The organism is Streptomyces sp. NPDC044063, assembly GCF_056434285.1.
On record NZ_JBWKFM010000014.1, the window covers coordinates 108,135 to 122,082 of the forward strand.

At 71.2% G+C, this 13,948-nt stretch carries 17 protein-coding genes, 1 tRNA gene and 1 pseudogene; 5 read left to right on the forward strand and 14 right to left on the reverse strand.

The annotated features are described in order from the left end of the window. Positions 1-167 precede the first annotated feature (167 nt). The 3 genes from AC07BS_RS19125 to AC07BS_RS19135 form a co-directional block, all read right to left on the reverse strand. On the reverse strand, positions 168-665 hold the full coding sequence (locus tag AC07BS_RS19125; RefSeq protein WP_478648973.1) for a phosphoribosyltransferase: 498 nt from the start codon (positions 663-665) through the stop codon (positions 168-170). A gap of 28 nt (positions 666-693) precedes the next feature. Then, a complete protein-coding gene (gene dcd, locus AC07BS_RS19130; protein ID WP_071962992.1) occupies positions 694-1,269 on the reverse strand; it encodes a dCTP deaminase in 576 nt (191 codons plus the stop codon). Between the two features lie 75 nt (positions 1,270-1,344). Then, positions 1,345-1,473, reverse strand: a complete 129-nt coding sequence (locus tag AC07BS_RS19135) for a hypothetical protein (protein WP_478649244.1) — start codon at positions 1,471-1,473, stop codon at positions 1,345-1,347. A 294-nt stretch (positions 1,474-1,767) separates the two neighbouring features. Here AC07BS_RS19135 and AC07BS_RS19140 point away from each other — a divergent pair. Then, a tRNA-Gly gene (locus AC07BS_RS19140) sits at positions 1,768-1,838 on the forward strand. A gap of 65 nt (positions 1,839-1,903) precedes the next feature. On the opposite strand, the gene AC07BS_RS19145 is transcribed toward AC07BS_RS19140, so the two are convergent. The 5 genes from AC07BS_RS19145 to AC07BS_RS19165 form a co-directional block, all read right to left on the reverse strand. Beyond that, a complete protein-coding gene (locus AC07BS_RS19145; protein WP_478933314.1) occupies positions 1,904-2,587 on the reverse strand; it encodes a hypothetical protein in 684 nt (227 codons plus the stop codon). Between the two features lie 36 nt (positions 2,588-2,623). Continuing rightward, positions 2,624-3,262: a hypothetical protein gene (locus AC07BS_RS19150; protein WP_478648992.1), complete on the reverse strand. Its 639-nt coding sequence runs from the start codon at positions 3,260-3,262 to the stop codon at positions 2,624-2,626. A 198-nt stretch (positions 3,263-3,460) separates the two neighbouring features. Continuing rightward, a complete protein-coding gene (locus tag AC07BS_RS19155) occupies positions 3,461-5,596 on the reverse strand; it encodes a hypothetical protein (RefSeq protein ID WP_478648995.1) in 2,136 nt (711 codons plus the stop codon). Positions 5,597-5,691: 95 nt separating this feature from the next. Continuing rightward, on the reverse strand, positions 5,692-5,910 hold the full coding sequence (locus tag AC07BS_RS19160) for a hypothetical protein (RefSeq protein ID WP_478648998.1): 219 nt from the start codon (positions 5,908-5,910) through the stop codon (positions 5,692-5,694). Positions 5,911-6,098: 188 nt separating this feature from the next. Next, complete coding sequence (locus AC07BS_RS19165) at positions 6,099-6,314, reverse strand: hypothetical protein (RefSeq protein WP_478649000.1); 216 nt, start codon at positions 6,312-6,314, stop codon at positions 6,099-6,101. A 228-nt stretch (positions 6,315-6,542) separates the two neighbouring features. Here AC07BS_RS19165 and AC07BS_RS19170 point away from each other — a divergent pair, with 228 nt between their 5' ends. Together AC07BS_RS19170 and AC07BS_RS19175 are read left to right on the forward strand one after the other, a co-directional pair. Further along, on the forward strand, positions 6,543-6,938 hold the full coding sequence (locus AC07BS_RS19170) for a helix-turn-helix domain-containing protein (RefSeq protein WP_478933317.1): 396 nt from the start codon (positions 6,543-6,545) through the stop codon (positions 6,936-6,938). A gap of 152 nt (positions 6,939-7,090) precedes the next feature. Beyond that, the gene (locus tag AC07BS_RS19175) at positions 7,091-7,357 is read left to right on the forward strand and encodes a hypothetical protein (RefSeq protein ID WP_478649005.1); all 267 of its coding nucleotides are present in this window, start codon (positions 7,091-7,093) and stop codon (positions 7,355-7,357) included. A gap of 242 nt (positions 7,358-7,599) precedes the next feature. Here AC07BS_RS19175 and AC07BS_RS19180 read toward each other — a convergent pair. The 3 genes and pseudogenes from AC07BS_RS19180 to AC07BS_RS19190 all read right to left on the reverse strand — a co-directional run. Next, positions 7,600-7,989: pseudogene (locus tag AC07BS_RS19180) on the reverse strand (rodlin); the annotation flags it as partial. 280 nt (positions 7,990-8,269) lie between these two features. Continuing rightward, positions 8,270-8,698 (reverse strand): rodlin, encoded by a 429-nt coding sequence (locus AC07BS_RS19185; RefSeq protein WP_478649008.1) that lies wholly within the window; start codon positions 8,696-8,698, stop codon positions 8,270-8,272. A gap of 136 nt (positions 8,699-8,834) precedes the next feature. Beyond that, entirely contained in the window at positions 8,835-9,128 is a 294-nt protein-coding gene (locus AC07BS_RS19190; protein ID WP_478649010.1) for a hypothetical protein, read from the reverse strand. 493 nt (positions 9,129-9,621) lie between these two features. On the opposite strand from AC07BS_RS19190, the gene AC07BS_RS19195 reads away from it, so the two are divergent. Further along, the gene (locus AC07BS_RS19195) at positions 9,622-10,218 is read left to right on the forward strand and encodes a TetR/AcrR family transcriptional regulator (protein WP_478649013.1); all 597 of its coding nucleotides are present in this window, start codon (positions 9,622-9,624) and stop codon (positions 10,216-10,218) included. 127 nt (positions 10,219-10,345) lie between these two features. On the opposite strand, the gene AC07BS_RS19200 is transcribed toward AC07BS_RS19195, so the two are convergent. The 3 genes from AC07BS_RS19200 to AC07BS_RS19210 all read right to left on the reverse strand — a co-directional run bounded on the left by AC07BS_RS19200 (position 10,346) and on the right by AC07BS_RS19210 (position 12,731). Further along, positions 10,346-11,041, reverse strand: a complete 696-nt coding sequence (locus AC07BS_RS19200; protein ID WP_478649015.1) for a ScbR family autoregulator-binding transcription factor — start codon at positions 11,039-11,041, stop codon at positions 10,346-10,348. A 191-nt stretch (positions 11,042-11,232) separates the two neighbouring features. Then, positions 11,233-12,003 carry an SDR family NAD(P)-dependent oxidoreductase gene (locus tag AC07BS_RS19205; RefSeq protein WP_478649018.1) on the reverse strand — a complete coding sequence of 257 codons (771 nt, stop codon included), beginning with the start codon at positions 12,001-12,003 and terminating at the stop codon, positions 11,233-11,235. Further along, positions 12,000-12,731 (reverse strand): HAD family hydrolase, encoded by a 732-nt coding sequence (locus tag AC07BS_RS19210; protein ID WP_478933321.1) that lies wholly within the window; start codon positions 12,729-12,731, stop codon positions 12,000-12,002. Before AC07BS_RS19210 ends, AC07BS_RS19205 begins: the two co-directional genes overlap by 4 nt. Positions 12,732-12,965: 234 nt before the next feature. Between AC07BS_RS19210 and AC07BS_RS19215 the strand changes: the two genes are divergently transcribed. Further along, positions 12,966-13,925: a ScbA/BarX family gamma-butyrolactone biosynthesis protein gene (locus AC07BS_RS19215; protein WP_478649023.1), complete on the forward strand. Its 960-nt coding sequence runs from the start codon at positions 12,966-12,968 to the stop codon at positions 13,923-13,925. Positions 13,926-13,948 lie beyond the last annotated feature (23 nt).

Here is a 13,948-nt window from a genome sequence, read left to right on the forward strand (position 1 = left end):
CCGGCGAGCGCGAGGCGGGCGCGGGGGGGGGGAGCCGTCCCCAACACCCCCCCCCCCCCACCACCCCCGACGCCCCCCCCCCCCCCCCCCCCCCCCCCCCCCCCCCCCCCGGGCCCTTCCCCGTTCGTGTGCCGCTGATGCGCGGGCGGTCCGCCCGGGCGGTCCGCTCAGGCGTCGAGGACCTGGCCCTCGCGGCGCACCACCGGCGGCTCGACGGACCACGGGAAGTTGATCCAGTCGTCGGTGCGCTTCCAGACGTACTCGCACTTCACCAGCGACTGCGGCTTCTCGTAGATGACCGCGCTGCGCACCTCGGCGACGGTCTCCAGGCAGAAGTCGTGCACGAGCTTGAGCGTCTTGCCGGTGTCGGCGACGTCGTCCGCGATGAGGACCTTCTTGTTGGAGAAGTCGATCGCGTTCGGCACCGGGGCGAGCATGACCGGCATCTCGAGCGTGGAACCGACACCCGTGTAGAACTCGACGTTCACCAGGTGGATGTTCTTGCAGTCCAGCGCGTAGGCGAGGCCGCCGGCGACGAAGACGCCGCCACGCGCGATGGACAGGATGATGTCCGGCTCGTAGCCGTCGTCCGCGATGGTCTGTGCCAGCTCACGGATGGCCTCCCCGAAGATCGGGTAGGTCAGGTTCTCGCGGATGTCGCTCACGTTGCTCTTCGCCTTGTTCCCTGGTCGCTCAGACCTGCGTGCGGTGGAAATTCTGGAAGGACCGCGAGGGCGTCGGCCCGCGCTGGCCCTGGTACCGGGAACCGTGCTTCGCGGACCCGTAGGGATGTTCGACGGGGGACGTCAGCCGGAACATGCACAGCTGCCCGATCTTCATCCCGGGCCACAGCTTGATCGGCAGCGTGGCCATGTTCGACAGCTCCAGCGTCACGTGCCCGGAGAAGCCCGGGTCGATGAAGCCGGCCGTGGAGTGCGTCAGCAGGCCGAGGCGGCCGAGGCTGGACTTGCCCTCCAGTCGCGAGGCGACGTCGTCCGGGAGCGTGATCACCTCGTACGTCGAGGCCAGCACGAACTCGCCCGGATGCAGGATGAACGCCTCGTCGCCCTCCGGCACCACCTCACGGGTGAGGTCCGCCTGCTCGACCGCGGGGTCGATGTGCGGGTACCGGTGGTTCTCGAACACCCGGAAGTAGCGGTCGAGCCGCACATCGATGCTCGACGGCTGCACCATCGATTCGTCGAACGGGTCGATCCGCACTCGGCCGGCGTCGATCTCGGCCCGGATGTCCTTGTCTGAGAGAAGCACGCCTCGAGGATACGCAAAGAAGACGGACAACCTGACAACGCGGGCCCGGGCCGCCCGGCCCGGGCCCGCGCCCGATCACCTCTTCTCGCCCGTCACCGGCACGGACCGGCGCAGTCGCGCGCAGCGCGGGCAGCGCAGCAGCCGCCCGGGGCCGATCCGGGCCGCGTCGAGGTTCTGCATCGGGAACGAAGCGGTGCTGAACACGTGCCCCTCGGCACAACGAACGACGGTGCGCTCCATCGAGCTCCCTTTCCCCACGGCATGAAAGACAAAAGCCACATTAGGGGATGTAACGGACCGACTCGAAGGCGGCACCCCGACAGCCCCCCGGCCGCTTGCCGACCCCCACGGTACGCCCCAACTGCCGTCCCCCACGCCCGCATCCCCATGCCGCGCACACCCCCCTCACACACGAAGAAGACCCCCGCGACAAGTGCGACGGAGGCCTTCGATGAGGTAGAGTGTGCGACGATGCGACGCCCTACGGGGCGCCCTCAAGCGGGCGTAGTTTAATGGTAGAACATGAGCTTCCCAAGCTCAGAGCGCGAGTTCGATTCTCGTCGCCCGCTCGGTTTCCGGCCCCTGGACCCTCGGTCCAGGGGCCGTTCGCGTTCCGGGCCCTTCACCGGCCGGGTCAGGTCCCGGGGTCCTCGTCCTCGTACGGCGCCTCCTCCGCGAGGCGTTCGGCGATCTCGGTGGCCCAGGTGCCGGCCCAGTGGCGGAGGGCGGTCGTCGTGGCGGGGTCCAGGCCGCAGGCGGCGAAGTCGGTGTCGTCGGTCCAGTCCGCCGCCTCCAGGCGGGCCTGGAGGTCGGCCGGGTCGAAGGTGTCGGGGGCGTGGCGGCGGCCGAACTCCTCGAGGTCGGCCGGGGACCAGCGGGCCGCCGCCGCGTGGACGTCCACCAGGTCGCGGGCCAGACCGCGGTCCGCGAGGGCGCGGACGCGGGTGCCGACGACGTCCTCGGGGGCGAGGGCGAGGCCCAGGGCGGTCCGGACGGGCGGGCGCCACATCGTCTCCTTGAGGAGGACCACCAGGTGGTCCTCCTCCGTCGTGGCGTCGGTCAGCCCCAGGCGCGCCTCCAGCGGGCCCGTGTCGGCGTCGCCCGGCCGCCAGCCGCGCTCGGCCAGGCCCGAGCGGACGGCGGCAGCGATGCCGGTCATGGGCACCGGGCTGTCGGTGGCCAGCTCCACGGTCCGGCACGGGCGGTCCACCAGGCCGTGCGCGTACATCGCGTGGCCGCCGGAGAGGGCGAGCGGGTACGGCGCCCCCACGGCGGCCAGATCACCGAGCAGCCGCAGGCGGGATGCGGTGAGGCTCATGATCCGGATTATCGCGCGGGCACGGCCCGGGTGGCGTCAGCGACCGGGCCAGCCGCCGTCCAGCCGGCGGTGGACCTCGACGGTCGGCCGGGCCGCGTGGGCGGCCGTGGTGGAGGCGGGGTCGCCGAGGAGGTTCTTGACCTCGCCCGCCAGCGCGTCGGCCTTCTTCTTCAGCTCGGCCGCGGGGAGGCGGGAGCGGCCCAGGGCATCCAGGCGGTGGTGGACGTCGGCGAGGCGTCGCTGGGCGCTCGCGGTGAGCCGGGTGGGCTTCGCGGTGGAGAGGACGAACTGGTAGGCGCCCGCGAGGGTCTGGCAGCCGGTGCAGTGCTCGTTGACGGCCCGTCCGTTGTTCACGGCGTTGAGCCGGACGCGCGGCCCGGAGACCGTGACGATCTGGAAGGACAGCGCCACCGAGCGGCAGGCGTCGTCCGCCGAGCAGCCCACCGACCGGGCGGTGGCCCGGTTGTCCGCGCGGGCGGCGGTGACGGCCCCGAGCTCGCGGACGGAGAAGCTGTCGCGGAACTGCGTGGGATGGCGGTGGTCGGCGGTGGTGCGGACGCTGTCGGCGACCACGACCGCCTCGGCGGCCTGGGCCGGGCCGGCGGTGACGACGGTGGCGAGGCCGGCCGCCAGCAGACCCAGGCGGACGAGGCGGCGGGAGGGACGGTGCTTCACGGGCTCCTCCTGGAGCTGATCATGGCTCCTGGAACGGTTCGCGGTTCGCGGTTCCGGGAGCGGTTCACGGTGACGGTGCGGTGCGCGGGTGACGTGCGCGGTGCGCGGGTGACGTGCGCGACGCGCGGGTGACGTGCGCGACGCGCGGTGCCGATCGAGCGACGCGCGTGGCGGTGTGATACGCGGTGGCAGCGCGCTTCACGGTGACGGTGCGGTCGACACCGCCGGCGCGGGCGGCGCCGGGGTGGTGGCGGCCGCGGACGGGCTCGCCGACGGCGCGGGGGCCGGGGCGGGCGGCGCGGACGCCACGGGCGAGGGCGCGGCCGTGGCACTGGGCGCCGGAACCGGTGCCGGCGCGGGGGCCGGCGGGGCGGACGGCGGCAGGGCCGGCGGGAGCGCGGGTGGCATGGAGGGCGGGATGACGACGGGGACCGGGGCCGCGGCGGTGGGCCGGGGCGCCGGGGCCGGGGTGGCCGCCGGGGCGCCGGGCGGCACCCGGACCGCGGCCGGGGCCGGGGTCGGCAGCCCGGGGGCGGCCGGCGGGGTGCGCCAGGGCAGCGGCGTCACGGCCGGGGCCGCGCCGTCCGGCGTCCAGGCTCCGGGGCGGCCCGGGGCGGACGGGTCGTGGCCCGGCAGGGTGGGGCTCGGCGCCACCGGGGCGACGGGCACGTGGGGCTGGAGGATCGGGGCGATCGGCGGCTGGGGCGGCAGCGGCTTGGGCGTGACGCCGCTGGTCCAGGCGTAGGCGAGGGTGGTGGCGACGGCGCCCACGGCCAGCACGAGCCCGACCCGCAGCCGGGGCCGGTCGGCGGTGTAGCGCAGCGCGTTGCGGCCCAGCCGGCCGGAGAGCCGGACGGACAGGTACGTCATGCCGGCCAGCGGGACGACGAGCATGAGGCTGCCGAGCACGCCGGCCAGCCCGGCCGCCAGTTCGCCGTCGCTGAACGCCTCGTAGGTACCGGTGAGTTGCTGGGTGAGCGAGCGGATGCCGGTGGCGACCAGGCGCGGCAGGTTCCACAGGGCGTAGCAGAGCTCGCCGAGCAGGAAGGGCACCATGGTGAGTACCCAGGTGGTGACGATGACCCGGGTCCTGCGCTTGAGGTCGGCGACGGCCGGGTCGGGCCTGCGGCCCGGGATCATGCTGAGCAGGATCGGCTTGATCTTGCCGTAGAGGTCCGGCACTCCGGCGAGGTCGCCGAGGATGAAGTAGCCGTCGAGCCGGACGGCCGGCATCAGCTGTTCCAGGACCTCGAAGTGGCCGAGGTAGACGGCGCACAGCAGGAAGGGCTGCCCGGTGACGAAGTAGGCGCCGGTCAGCAGCAGCATGAAGACGACGTTGAAGTAGACGCCGCCCAGGTCGGTGCGGATGCGGCCGGCGCGGCCGAGCCGGTAGACGTCGGTGACGTCGGTGTACATCGAGGGCCAGATGAGGAAGATGCCGCAGCCGATGCAGCCGGGATGCGCGCCGTCGTATCTGCACGCCGACGCGTGTCCGAACTCGTGGAAGACGAGCGAGGCGACGGTCAGCACGAAGACGACGAGCAGCAGCAGCGGCTGGTCGAGGACGCTGAGCACGGGCTCCATCGCGCCGTGGAAGCCGAAGAGCCAGACGTCCATGGCGACGGCCGCCAGCAGGACGGCGGTCACGACGGGCGGGCGGTGGAGCCAGGCCAGCGAGCGCGCGATGACGGCGACCCGCTTCTCGTTGAAGACGACCCGGTGGCCCTTGAGGCTCAGCAGCAGGTCGGAGCGTGGTCCGGTGACCTCGTCGCTCTCCTGGCCGGGCGGCACGGTGATGCCGAGCGGCTCCAGCTTCCGCTCCACGAGGTAGGCGATGTTCTCCTCGCTGACCTCGCGCCCGTAGCCGGCGCTGACCTGGGCCGCGATGGCGCGCAGGTCGCGTACGCCGTCGATGGCGGACGCCACCAGGTGAAGCAGCCGGGAGAGCTGGACGACCTGTCCGTCGCCCCGGCGGGCGATGTACTTGGGCTCGTTGAAGCCGGAGCCCTGGTACTCGCCGTGCAGCCGCAGCCCGGCGCCGAGCCGTGGGACGACGGCTTCCGCGCCGGGCCGCCACGACGGCTCGGGCTGCCGTGCGAGCGGCGGGCCCGGGGGTGGTGGCCCCCCGGGGTCCTCCGCGTCGTCGGCCCCGTCCCCGTACGTCTCCTCGTACGCGCGGGACGCCGCGTACGGGAATCCGCCGGGGCCCGGCACCGGGGCGCCGGCGTCCCCTGTCCGGACGTCGCCGGCCCCGGTGTCCCATGGGAGTGTCGCGGTCTCACCGATGCTGCGATGGCGGCTGCGGCCGGCCTCGTGGTCTCCGACCACCGTCATCCACGTTCCTCCCCCTCGGCGAAACCGCTGGTGTCCCCCCCCTGTCGGCGGGCCGCGCTTCCCCTGGACGCGACCCGCCGAGCGTGTGGGCCGGGCTACTGCTTGATCGAGATGACCTGGCTCGCCTCGGACTGCGCCACGGCGAAGGGCGAGTTGTCGTTGACGGCCAGGGACTCGTTGTGCGCGTGGACGGTGGCCACGTGCTTGGTGACGTTCGTGGTGCGGGAGAAGCTGAACTTCAGCTTCCCGAGCGCCTCACGACCGGGCAGCAGCTCGGCGGACTCGGCCTCGAGCTCCATCGGGTTCATGCTCATGGCGATGCCTTTCTCTCCAACGACGTGTGCAACGACGTGCCGTGCGGCCGGTGCGGGCCGCGGACACTTCTGACGACGATCTGTCGCACGCCTGTTGCGGACGGCGGCGTGCGGCCGCGGTGTACTGGACGCGGCGTCCTGGACGGGTGCCCCGGGACGTCCCTGACGGACGTCCCGGGCGCGGCGTCCTACTGCTGGATGGCGATCGCCTGGCCGGCCGCCGACTGGGCCACGGCGTCCGGCGAGCAGACGTTCAGCGCCGACGAGGCGTTGTGCGCCGAGACGTTGGCGACGTGCTTGGTGACGTTCGTGGTGCGGGAGAAGCTGAACTTCAGCTTCCCGAGCGCCTCACGACCGGGCAGCAGTTCAGCGGACTCGGCCTCGAGCTCATGCGCGTCGAGCATGGTCGTCCCCCTCCGGGATGGTGTTCGCGGGATGCGCGCTCGGGCACGGGCAGGACCCCCCGGCCTCGTGTCCGATACGGTCGGACGTGCTGTCCAACGAGATTGGACACTAGTGGCGGTCGGCGGCCCCGCGCAAGCGGTTCCTCTGGACGCCGCCCGTAGAATCGGTTCCACCCGAGGGACGGGCCAGCCGAGAGCCGAACCGCCGAGAGCAGGAAGCGACCGTCAGTGGCCAACGCACTGCAGCAGTTGATGAGACAGCGCCTGGACCGGCAGGGATGGTCCTACGGGGAGGTGGCCCGCCGGGGCGGCATCCCCCGCTCGACCGTGCACCATCTGGCCACCGCCGAACGCCTGGTGCGCATGCCGCAGCCCGCCACCCTGGAGGGCCTGGCGCGGGGCCTCGAACTCCCCCTGGACACCGTGCGGCGGGCCGCAGCCGAGGCCTGCGGCATCCACCTCTACCCGGCGGGCGAGGAAACCCCGGCGACACGGCCGGACCCCGAGGTCGACATGCTGATCGCGAGTGTCCAGCGGCTGTCGTCCGACGACCGCCGGCATGTGGCCGCCCTGGTGGAGTCATTGCTCGAACGCGCGCCCAAGGAGTCACCCGCCGGGGACTGAACCGAACCGTTCCGGCCCAGGCCGGCGTACCGGACGCCGCCCTCAACCCGGCCGGTTCCCGGAACAGTTGAATCCAGCGAATATTCCCGACCGGCCGAGGATCATGCCCCGCCCCGGATATCGTCTCGCTCTGCCGAGGCCAGGGGGAATGTGTGCTCGTAGTCAGTGGTGGTTCGACGTCCCACGCCGTCGTCCGGGGACGCACCGGGGAATCCGTCGTCCTGCTCTCCGGCGATCTGCCGGAGGTCCTCACGGACCGGAGCGTCGCCGAACTCCTCGACCTGGCGGCCGCGGTGCTGACGGGCGAGGAGATGACGATGTTCCGCGCCTGCCTGCGGGCGCTGCGCCGCGGCGAGGGCCTGGGGCAGCGGCGCGTCGAGGTCGGCGGTGCCGTGCTCACCGTCTACTACGAGGGCTGACGCGACCGGGGAGCCCGTACGTGGAGCCCGTACGTGGAGCCCGTACGTGGAGCCCGTACGTGGAGCGAGCACCGCCCCGGGATCGCCGGGGGCGGTGCTCGCTCCTGAAGGGCCGCGCGGGACGCGTGCGGTCAGTGTCCGCCGTGCCCGTGGTGGTCGTGACCGTGGTCGTGCCAGTGCTCGTGACCGTGGTCGTGACCGCGCCCGTGCTCGTGCTCGTAGCCGAGCACCCGGTCCAGGCGTTCGTTCCCCGAGCCGTTGCCGGACAGGATCGGGATGTCGTCCAGGATGTGCGACAGCGGGTCGTCGCCGTCGTTGATCGTGGAGTTCTCGGTGCACTGCTGTTGTTGCTGCGAGGACAGGATCGGGATGTCCTGGACGCTGATCAGGCCGACGAGCGAGTTCAGGCCCAGCTTGCCGATGGCGATGCACGGCTTGTTGAAGGAACCGTTGATGAGCCCCATCTGCGGGCTCATATAACCACCGGTCCAGGTGTTCCCGTACATCTGCGTGGCGCCGTTGCCGTTGATGACGTCCTGGTGGTCACCGCCGCCGGCCGCCAGGGCGGGGCCGGCGGTACCCCCGACCGCGGAGAAGGCGAGCGCGGCCGTGGCCATCACTTTTTTGATCACAGTTGTTCCTTCGCTCCTGGGCGGCGGGCCGACGGGCCGACACATGACAAGCCATGACAAGAACGTCATGCCTAACCCGGGCGCGGCCGCGAAGGTTATCGGGCTTCATTCGTACGGCCCATTCGACGCCGCGTTCCGGCCCGATTCCCATGACAAGCCGATGAGTTCGCGGATCGTGCGCGCCGCGATTTCCGCATCGGTCCCCGGCACGGGAAACCCCCCGCGACGGGTCCCGCACACCCGTCGCAGGGGGAATTCCCATGGTCCGTACGGATCCCGGTCAGTGACCGTGACCGTGCTCGCCGAACAGGCCGCCTCCGCTGTTCCCGGAGCCGTTGCCCGACAGGATCGGGATCTCGTCCAGGATGTGCGACAGCGGGTCGTCGCCGTCGTTGATCGTGGAGTTGTCGGTGCACTGCTGCTGCTGCTGGGACGTCAGGATCGGGATGTCCTGGAGGTTGATCGGAACGGCGCCGAGCAGGCCCTGCGCGTTGATCTTCCCGATGCCCAGGCACGGCTTGTTGAGAGTGCCCTGGATCAGGCTCATCTGCGGGCTTTCATGACCGCCGGTCGCGGTGTTGCCGTAACCCGTCTTGGCGCCGTTGGCGTTGGCGACGTCCTGGTCGTTCCCGATGGCCATCGCGGGGGAGGCGATGGCGCCGACCGCGGAAGCCGACATGGCGGCCGTCGCGAGTACCTTCTTGAGCACGTCTATAGCCTTTCGATCGTGTAGCGCCCCCACTGAGAAAGCGTTCTGAATAACTCCGGCCCTTTACGGAGGTTCCGGGCATTCACCGGGCTTTCACTCATTCGAGCCAGTGGAATTCGCTACCCCGAAATCGGCATCAACGTGTCAGCCGTCGATAGGAAAAAATGCTGGTCAGTGTCACATAGCGGTACTGCCCGCCGCGTTCGCTGCACAGTTCGCCGCGCTCGATGAGGTGGGCGACGGTCCAGGGCGTCAGCCCGAGGAGCGACGCCGCGGTCCGGATGGGGACGCTCATCCCCTCGAAGACCGCGGGAAGGGGCTCCTCGGTCGCACCGCCGTCCAGCTCGTGCTCGTCCGCCGCGTGGTCGTCCGCCGCGTAGTAGTCGTGTGCGGCGTAGTAGTCGATCGCGGCAGCAATGTGTCGTGCCATCCCGACGCGCACCATCCCCTCGGTCCAGTCGCGTTTTTCGTACTTGCCGCCAGGCCAGCCAGCTCCGCCGGAAGAGTATGCAGCCCCTAACCGGGCGTCAAGTATGCTTTTTACTAACTTGCCGACCGGTAAGAGACCTCTCAACGAAATATCCCGGCCACAAGGTTCCGGCCAGCGGCCCGATGGTGAGGGAGCGTCACATCCGCGGGTTGACCGCGCGGACGGTGACCAGCGGGAAGTTTTGTTCACGCCGGCGGAACGGCGTCGCGGGCCGGCCGGGGGCACGGGTGCCCTGGCGAGGGCGCGGCGGACGACGCGACCGCACCCCCTACGCCCCCGGGAGGACGGGGTCCGGGCGGTATCGCCGTACCGATCGTGTCCTGGGAGCCGATCTTTCTCCCCTAACGTGGGCGGGAGGCCCCCCTGTACTTACTTGCCGACGGGCTAGTTGAGTACATGGACGACGGACGACGGACAGCAGGAGAGTGAGCCCATGGGCAGCACGCCACAGCCCCGCAAGAGCGACACCCGCGAGCGCATTCAGAGGACCGCGCTGGACCTGTTCGTGACGCGGGGCTACGAGAAGACGTCGCTGCGGGAGATCGCCGAGGAGCTCGGGGTCACCAAGGCCGCGCTGTACTACCACTTCAAGACGAAGGAGGACATCCTCGGCGCGCTCTCGGACCAGTTCGGCGCCCCGGTCGACGAGCTCATCGCCTGGGGCGAGGCGCAGCCCGCGACCCTGGAGACCAAGCGGGAGCTGCTGCGGCGCTACAGCGAGGCCCTGCGGGAGGCCGCCCCGATCTACCGCATCCTCCAGGAGAACCAGGCGACGCTGCGCGAGCTCACCATCGGCCGGACGCTGCGCCGGCGGGTCGCGGCCGTGTCCCGGCTCATCCAGGCCGGGGACGGCGAACTGGAGAGCTCCGTGCGGTACTCCAGCGCGCTGCTGACGGTCCACTTCGGCACGTTCATGGACGGCATGAAGGGCGACCCCGAGGACAAGCGCGCCGCTCTCCTCCGGGTCGCCCTGGAGATCCTGGACTCGGCCGGTCGCGAGGACGCGACCGAGGCCCCCACGGTCCGGTGACCGCGGCGCGGCTCCGCGGGACCTTCCATACCGGCGAGTCGGTTTGGCTGAATGCCGCGCGGTCGGCCGCTCTTCCCGGCGCGTACGCCGGGGCGCTCCGGCCCTCCGGCCGGAAGGGTTCGTGCCGTCAGCCGGCGGCGATCAGGTGCCCGTCCTCGGCCCGGCCCCCGGTCCCGTGCTCCGCCCGGATCATGGCCAGCACCCGGGCGCCGCGGCCGGGGCTCATGTCGAGCCGGGCCAGCACCGAGGGAACCGCCACGCTGGGCATCACGTGCTCGTAGAGCACGATGGCCCGGCGTTCGAGGTCGGCGCGGTTGGTGACCACCTGGGACATGGTGTTGACGCCCGCGTACGCGCCGACGATCAGCTCGGCGGTGTCGGCCGGCACCACGTGGGGCAGCACCTCGCCGCGCTCCTTGCCCTCCAGCAGCACCCGGGTGTGCACCTCGGTCCAGCCGATGAAGGGGCTGGACCGGTTGAGGTTCGACGACCCGTGCTCCAGCGTCAGCCGGACGCTGCCGCGCAGCAGCGGGTCCTCGAGCATGCGGTACGCGAAGATCATGCCCATGTCGACCAGCTCCTGCATCTTGCAGGAGCCGGCGAGCTCGGCCGGCTCGGGGACGGTTGTCATCTGGGCGTCTATGACCGCGAGCGCCAGCTCCTCCTTGGAGGCGAAGTGGAAATACAGCGCCCCCTTGGTCACCTCGGCCCGCGCCAGGATCTCCGTAATGGTGGCGGCGTCGTAGCCACGCTCGTCGAACACCACCGCGGCCGCTTCGAGAATGGACTGGCGAGTCCTGATCGCACGGTCCTGCTTTGCCACGGTTGCCTCCGGATCAATGGGGTCGCTTCGCCGCATGTCGGCGGCGAGGACGACAGGTGCACCCCCTGGTGCGGTTGCCGCCCCCGAAATCAAACCGGCGAGTCCGTATCCTATCAAGCCCGGCCTCGCAATCTGGCGCAATTCTCACCCTGGTGAATGGGACCCGCCAAGGCGAATCGCACCGGCTGGAATCACACCATGGTGAATCCGCCGTCCACCGGCATGGTGACGCCGGTGACAAAGGACGCGCGGTCGCTGAGCAGCCACGCCGCCGCCTCGGCGATCTCCTCCGGCTCCGCCGTGCGGGGCTGCGGGGTCGCGGCGTGCAGCGCGGCCTCGATGCCCGGGTTCCGCGCGAACCAGTCCGCCACGACCTCGGTGCGGGTGGTGCCCGGGGCCACGGAGTTCACCCGGATGCCCTGGGCCGCGTACTCCGCGGCTGCCGCCTTCGTCAGACCGATGACCGCGTGCTTGGCCGCCACGTAGGGCGCGGCGACCGGGGTGGCCAGCAGACCGCCGACGCTGCTGTTGTTGACGATCGCGCCACCGCCGGACTCCAGCATCGCGGCGATCTCGTCGCGCAGGCAGTTCCACACGCCGCGGGCGTTGACGTCCATGATGCTGTCGTACTGCTCGTCGTCCATCAGGTGCAGCGGGGTGCGGCCCGTGCCCCAGCCGGCGTTGTTGAACGCCACGTCCAGTCGCCCGTGGCGCTCGACCGTGAACTCCACGGCCCGCGCGGTGTCCTCGCGCCGGCTGACGTCCGTCACCACGTACGCGGCCTCGGCGCCCTTGGCGCGCAGCTCGCCGACCAGCTCGCGCAGCCGCTCCTCGCGCCGGGCGGCCAGCACCACCGTGGCCCCCTCGCGCGCGAACACCCGCGCGGAGGCGGCTCCGATGCCGCTGCTCGCCCCCGTGATCAGCGCGACCTTGCCTCGGAGCAGCCCGTGCTCGCCGTTCATCCCCTTGTCCCCTCTTTCTTTTCTGCGCCGGTCCCCGTCCACAGGGTCCCGGCCTCGGCCTCGGCGTCGATCGCGCGCAGCAGCGCCTCGTCGATCGCGGAGAGCGCCCCGGCCACATGGCGCACGCCTGCCGCCCGCATCAGCTCGCCCTGGAAGCCATGGGCGAAACCGGAAGGGTGACCGATGAACGCGGTGCCCAGCGAACGCGCCGTCTCCGCTACCCGGGCCACGTCGTCGATGAAGACCGCCGCGTCGAAGCGGAGGCCGAAGACGTCCCTGGTGATCTCGGCGATGCCTGGCCGGAAATCGTTGGTGCATACATACCCCGGGCCGTCGAAGAGGTCCGCGTGCTCCCCGAGGTGGCGCCGGAAGTGGGAGGCGTCGAGGCCGCCGTAGCAGACCGTGCGCAGCCCGAGGGCGCGCAGCCGGTGCAGCAGCTCGACGGCGCCGTCGAGGAGGCGGATCGGGTCCTCGCGGAGGTACTCGGCACGCTCCTCGAAGTAGGCCTCCAGGACCTGCTCGGGGGTCCAGTCCAGCCCGGCCGCCCTGCCCATCGCGGCGGCGGCCACCAGCTGCGTCTGCGAGAAGACGGCGCGTTCCACGTCCGCGGTGTACCGACCACCGCGACGGGTCACGAAGCGGTGGATCATCGGACTGAACGTATCGTTGAGAAGAACGCCGTCGATATTGACGGCGGCCAGTCGTATCCGGCGCAGCGGCGCGGCCACAATCAACCTCCATCGTCGAGGGAAGAGCCCCCCGAAATTAAACCGCCCGGCCGGGTTTTTCCGCATGCGAGAGGTGAATCACATCGAGGCTGATCGGTCGTCAACCGCCTTGTATCTTGGCCCCCCGAAGGGCGTTCACCCGGGAACGTTAGCACTTTAAAAGAAAACCCGACGGAACGCACCTTGACATTGATGGACAACCGGCCCGATCCACTTATCGACTGAGGGGGAAACATGTACCCGACCACTACCGTGCCCGGGTCCATCACGTCCGATCTGCCCCGGCTCACCACCACGGTGCCGCGTGAGTTCGTGCACCGCGCGGCGGTTGCCGAGGTCCTGCTCACGGGGTGCCGCGGAGTGGCCGCGGAGCGCTTCCGGATCACCGCGCAATGGCCTCGTGGCCACAGCTTCTTCACCCCGGTGCACGGCGCCCGGCACGACCCCATGATGGTCGCCGAGACGATTCGCCAGGTGGGCGCGCTGCTGGCGCACACCGAGTTCGACGTCCCACTGGGCTACCAGTTCCTCATGTGGCACCTGGACTACTCGGTGCGGCCCGAGGGCCTGGTGATCGGCCCGGCACCGGCCGAGCTGGAGCTGGACGTCACCTGCTCCGAGGTGCGCCGGCGCGGCCGGACACTGTCGGCCATGCGCTACGAGGTGGTGCTCCACCGCGACGGCGAGGTCGCCGCGACCGGCGGCGCGTCCTTCACCTGCACCTCGCCGGAGGTCTACCGAAGACTGCGCGGCGCCCGGGAGCCCGGGGTGCCCACCCAGCTGAACGCGCCACCCGTGCCACCCGAACACGTGGGCCGTACAGCGGTCTTCGACGTGGTCCTGGGCCGGGAGGAGCGGGACCGGCCGGGGCGCTGGATGCTGCGGGCCGACGGCCGGCACCCCATACTCTTCGACCATCCCGTGGACCACATCCCCGGGATGGTGCTCATGGAGGCCGCGCGCCAGGCGGCGACCGCCCTGTCCCCGCACCTGGTGGTCCTGCCCACCGTGCTCAAGGCGGAGTTCCACCGGTACGCCGAGCTCAACGGCCCGATCGGGATATCCGCCGAGCGCGATGCCCCGGACGCGTCGGGCACCTGTGTCACCCGGGTCAGCGGGCACCAGGACGACGAGCTGCTCTTCTCCTGCGAGCTCTCGGCGGCACCGCCGCCCGTCCCGGCGCCCTCGATGTGAGCACGACAGCCCGACGCGACGAC

Excerpts from the sequence above, each read along its gene's own strand:
- AC07BS_RS19160 (WP_478648998.1), bottom strand. The coding sequence starts at position 5,910 with ATGAGCATGAACCCGATGGAGCTCGAGGCCGAGTCCGCCGAGCTGCTG.
- AC07BS_RS19190 (WP_478649010.1), bottom strand. The coding sequence starts at position 9,128 with ATGGCACGACACATTGCTGCCGCGATCGACTACTACGCCGCACACGAC.
- AC07BS_RS19145 (WP_478933314.1), bottom strand. The coding sequence starts at position 2,587 with ATGAGCCTCACCGCATCCCGCCTGCGGCTGCTCGGTGATCTGGCCGCC.
- AC07BS_RS19215 (WP_478649023.1), top strand. The coding sequence starts at position 12,966 with ATGTACCCGACCACTACCGTGCCCGGGTCCATCACGTCCGATCTGCCC.
- AC07BS_RS19165 (WP_478649000.1), bottom strand. The coding sequence starts at position 6,314 with ATGCTCGACGCGCATGAGCTCGAGGCCGAGTCCGCTGAACTGCTGCCC.
- AC07BS_RS19205 (WP_478649018.1), bottom strand. The coding sequence starts at position 12,003 with ATGAACGGCGAGCACGGGCTGCTCCGAGGCAAGGTCGCGCTGATCACG.
- AC07BS_RS19195 (WP_478649013.1), top strand. The coding sequence starts at position 9,622 with ATGGGCAGCACGCCACAGCCCCGCAAGAGCGACACCCGCGAGCGCATT.
- AC07BS_RS19155 (WP_478648995.1), bottom strand. The coding sequence starts at position 5,596 with ATGACGGTGGTCGGAGACCACGAGGCCGGCCGCAGCCGCCATCGCAGC.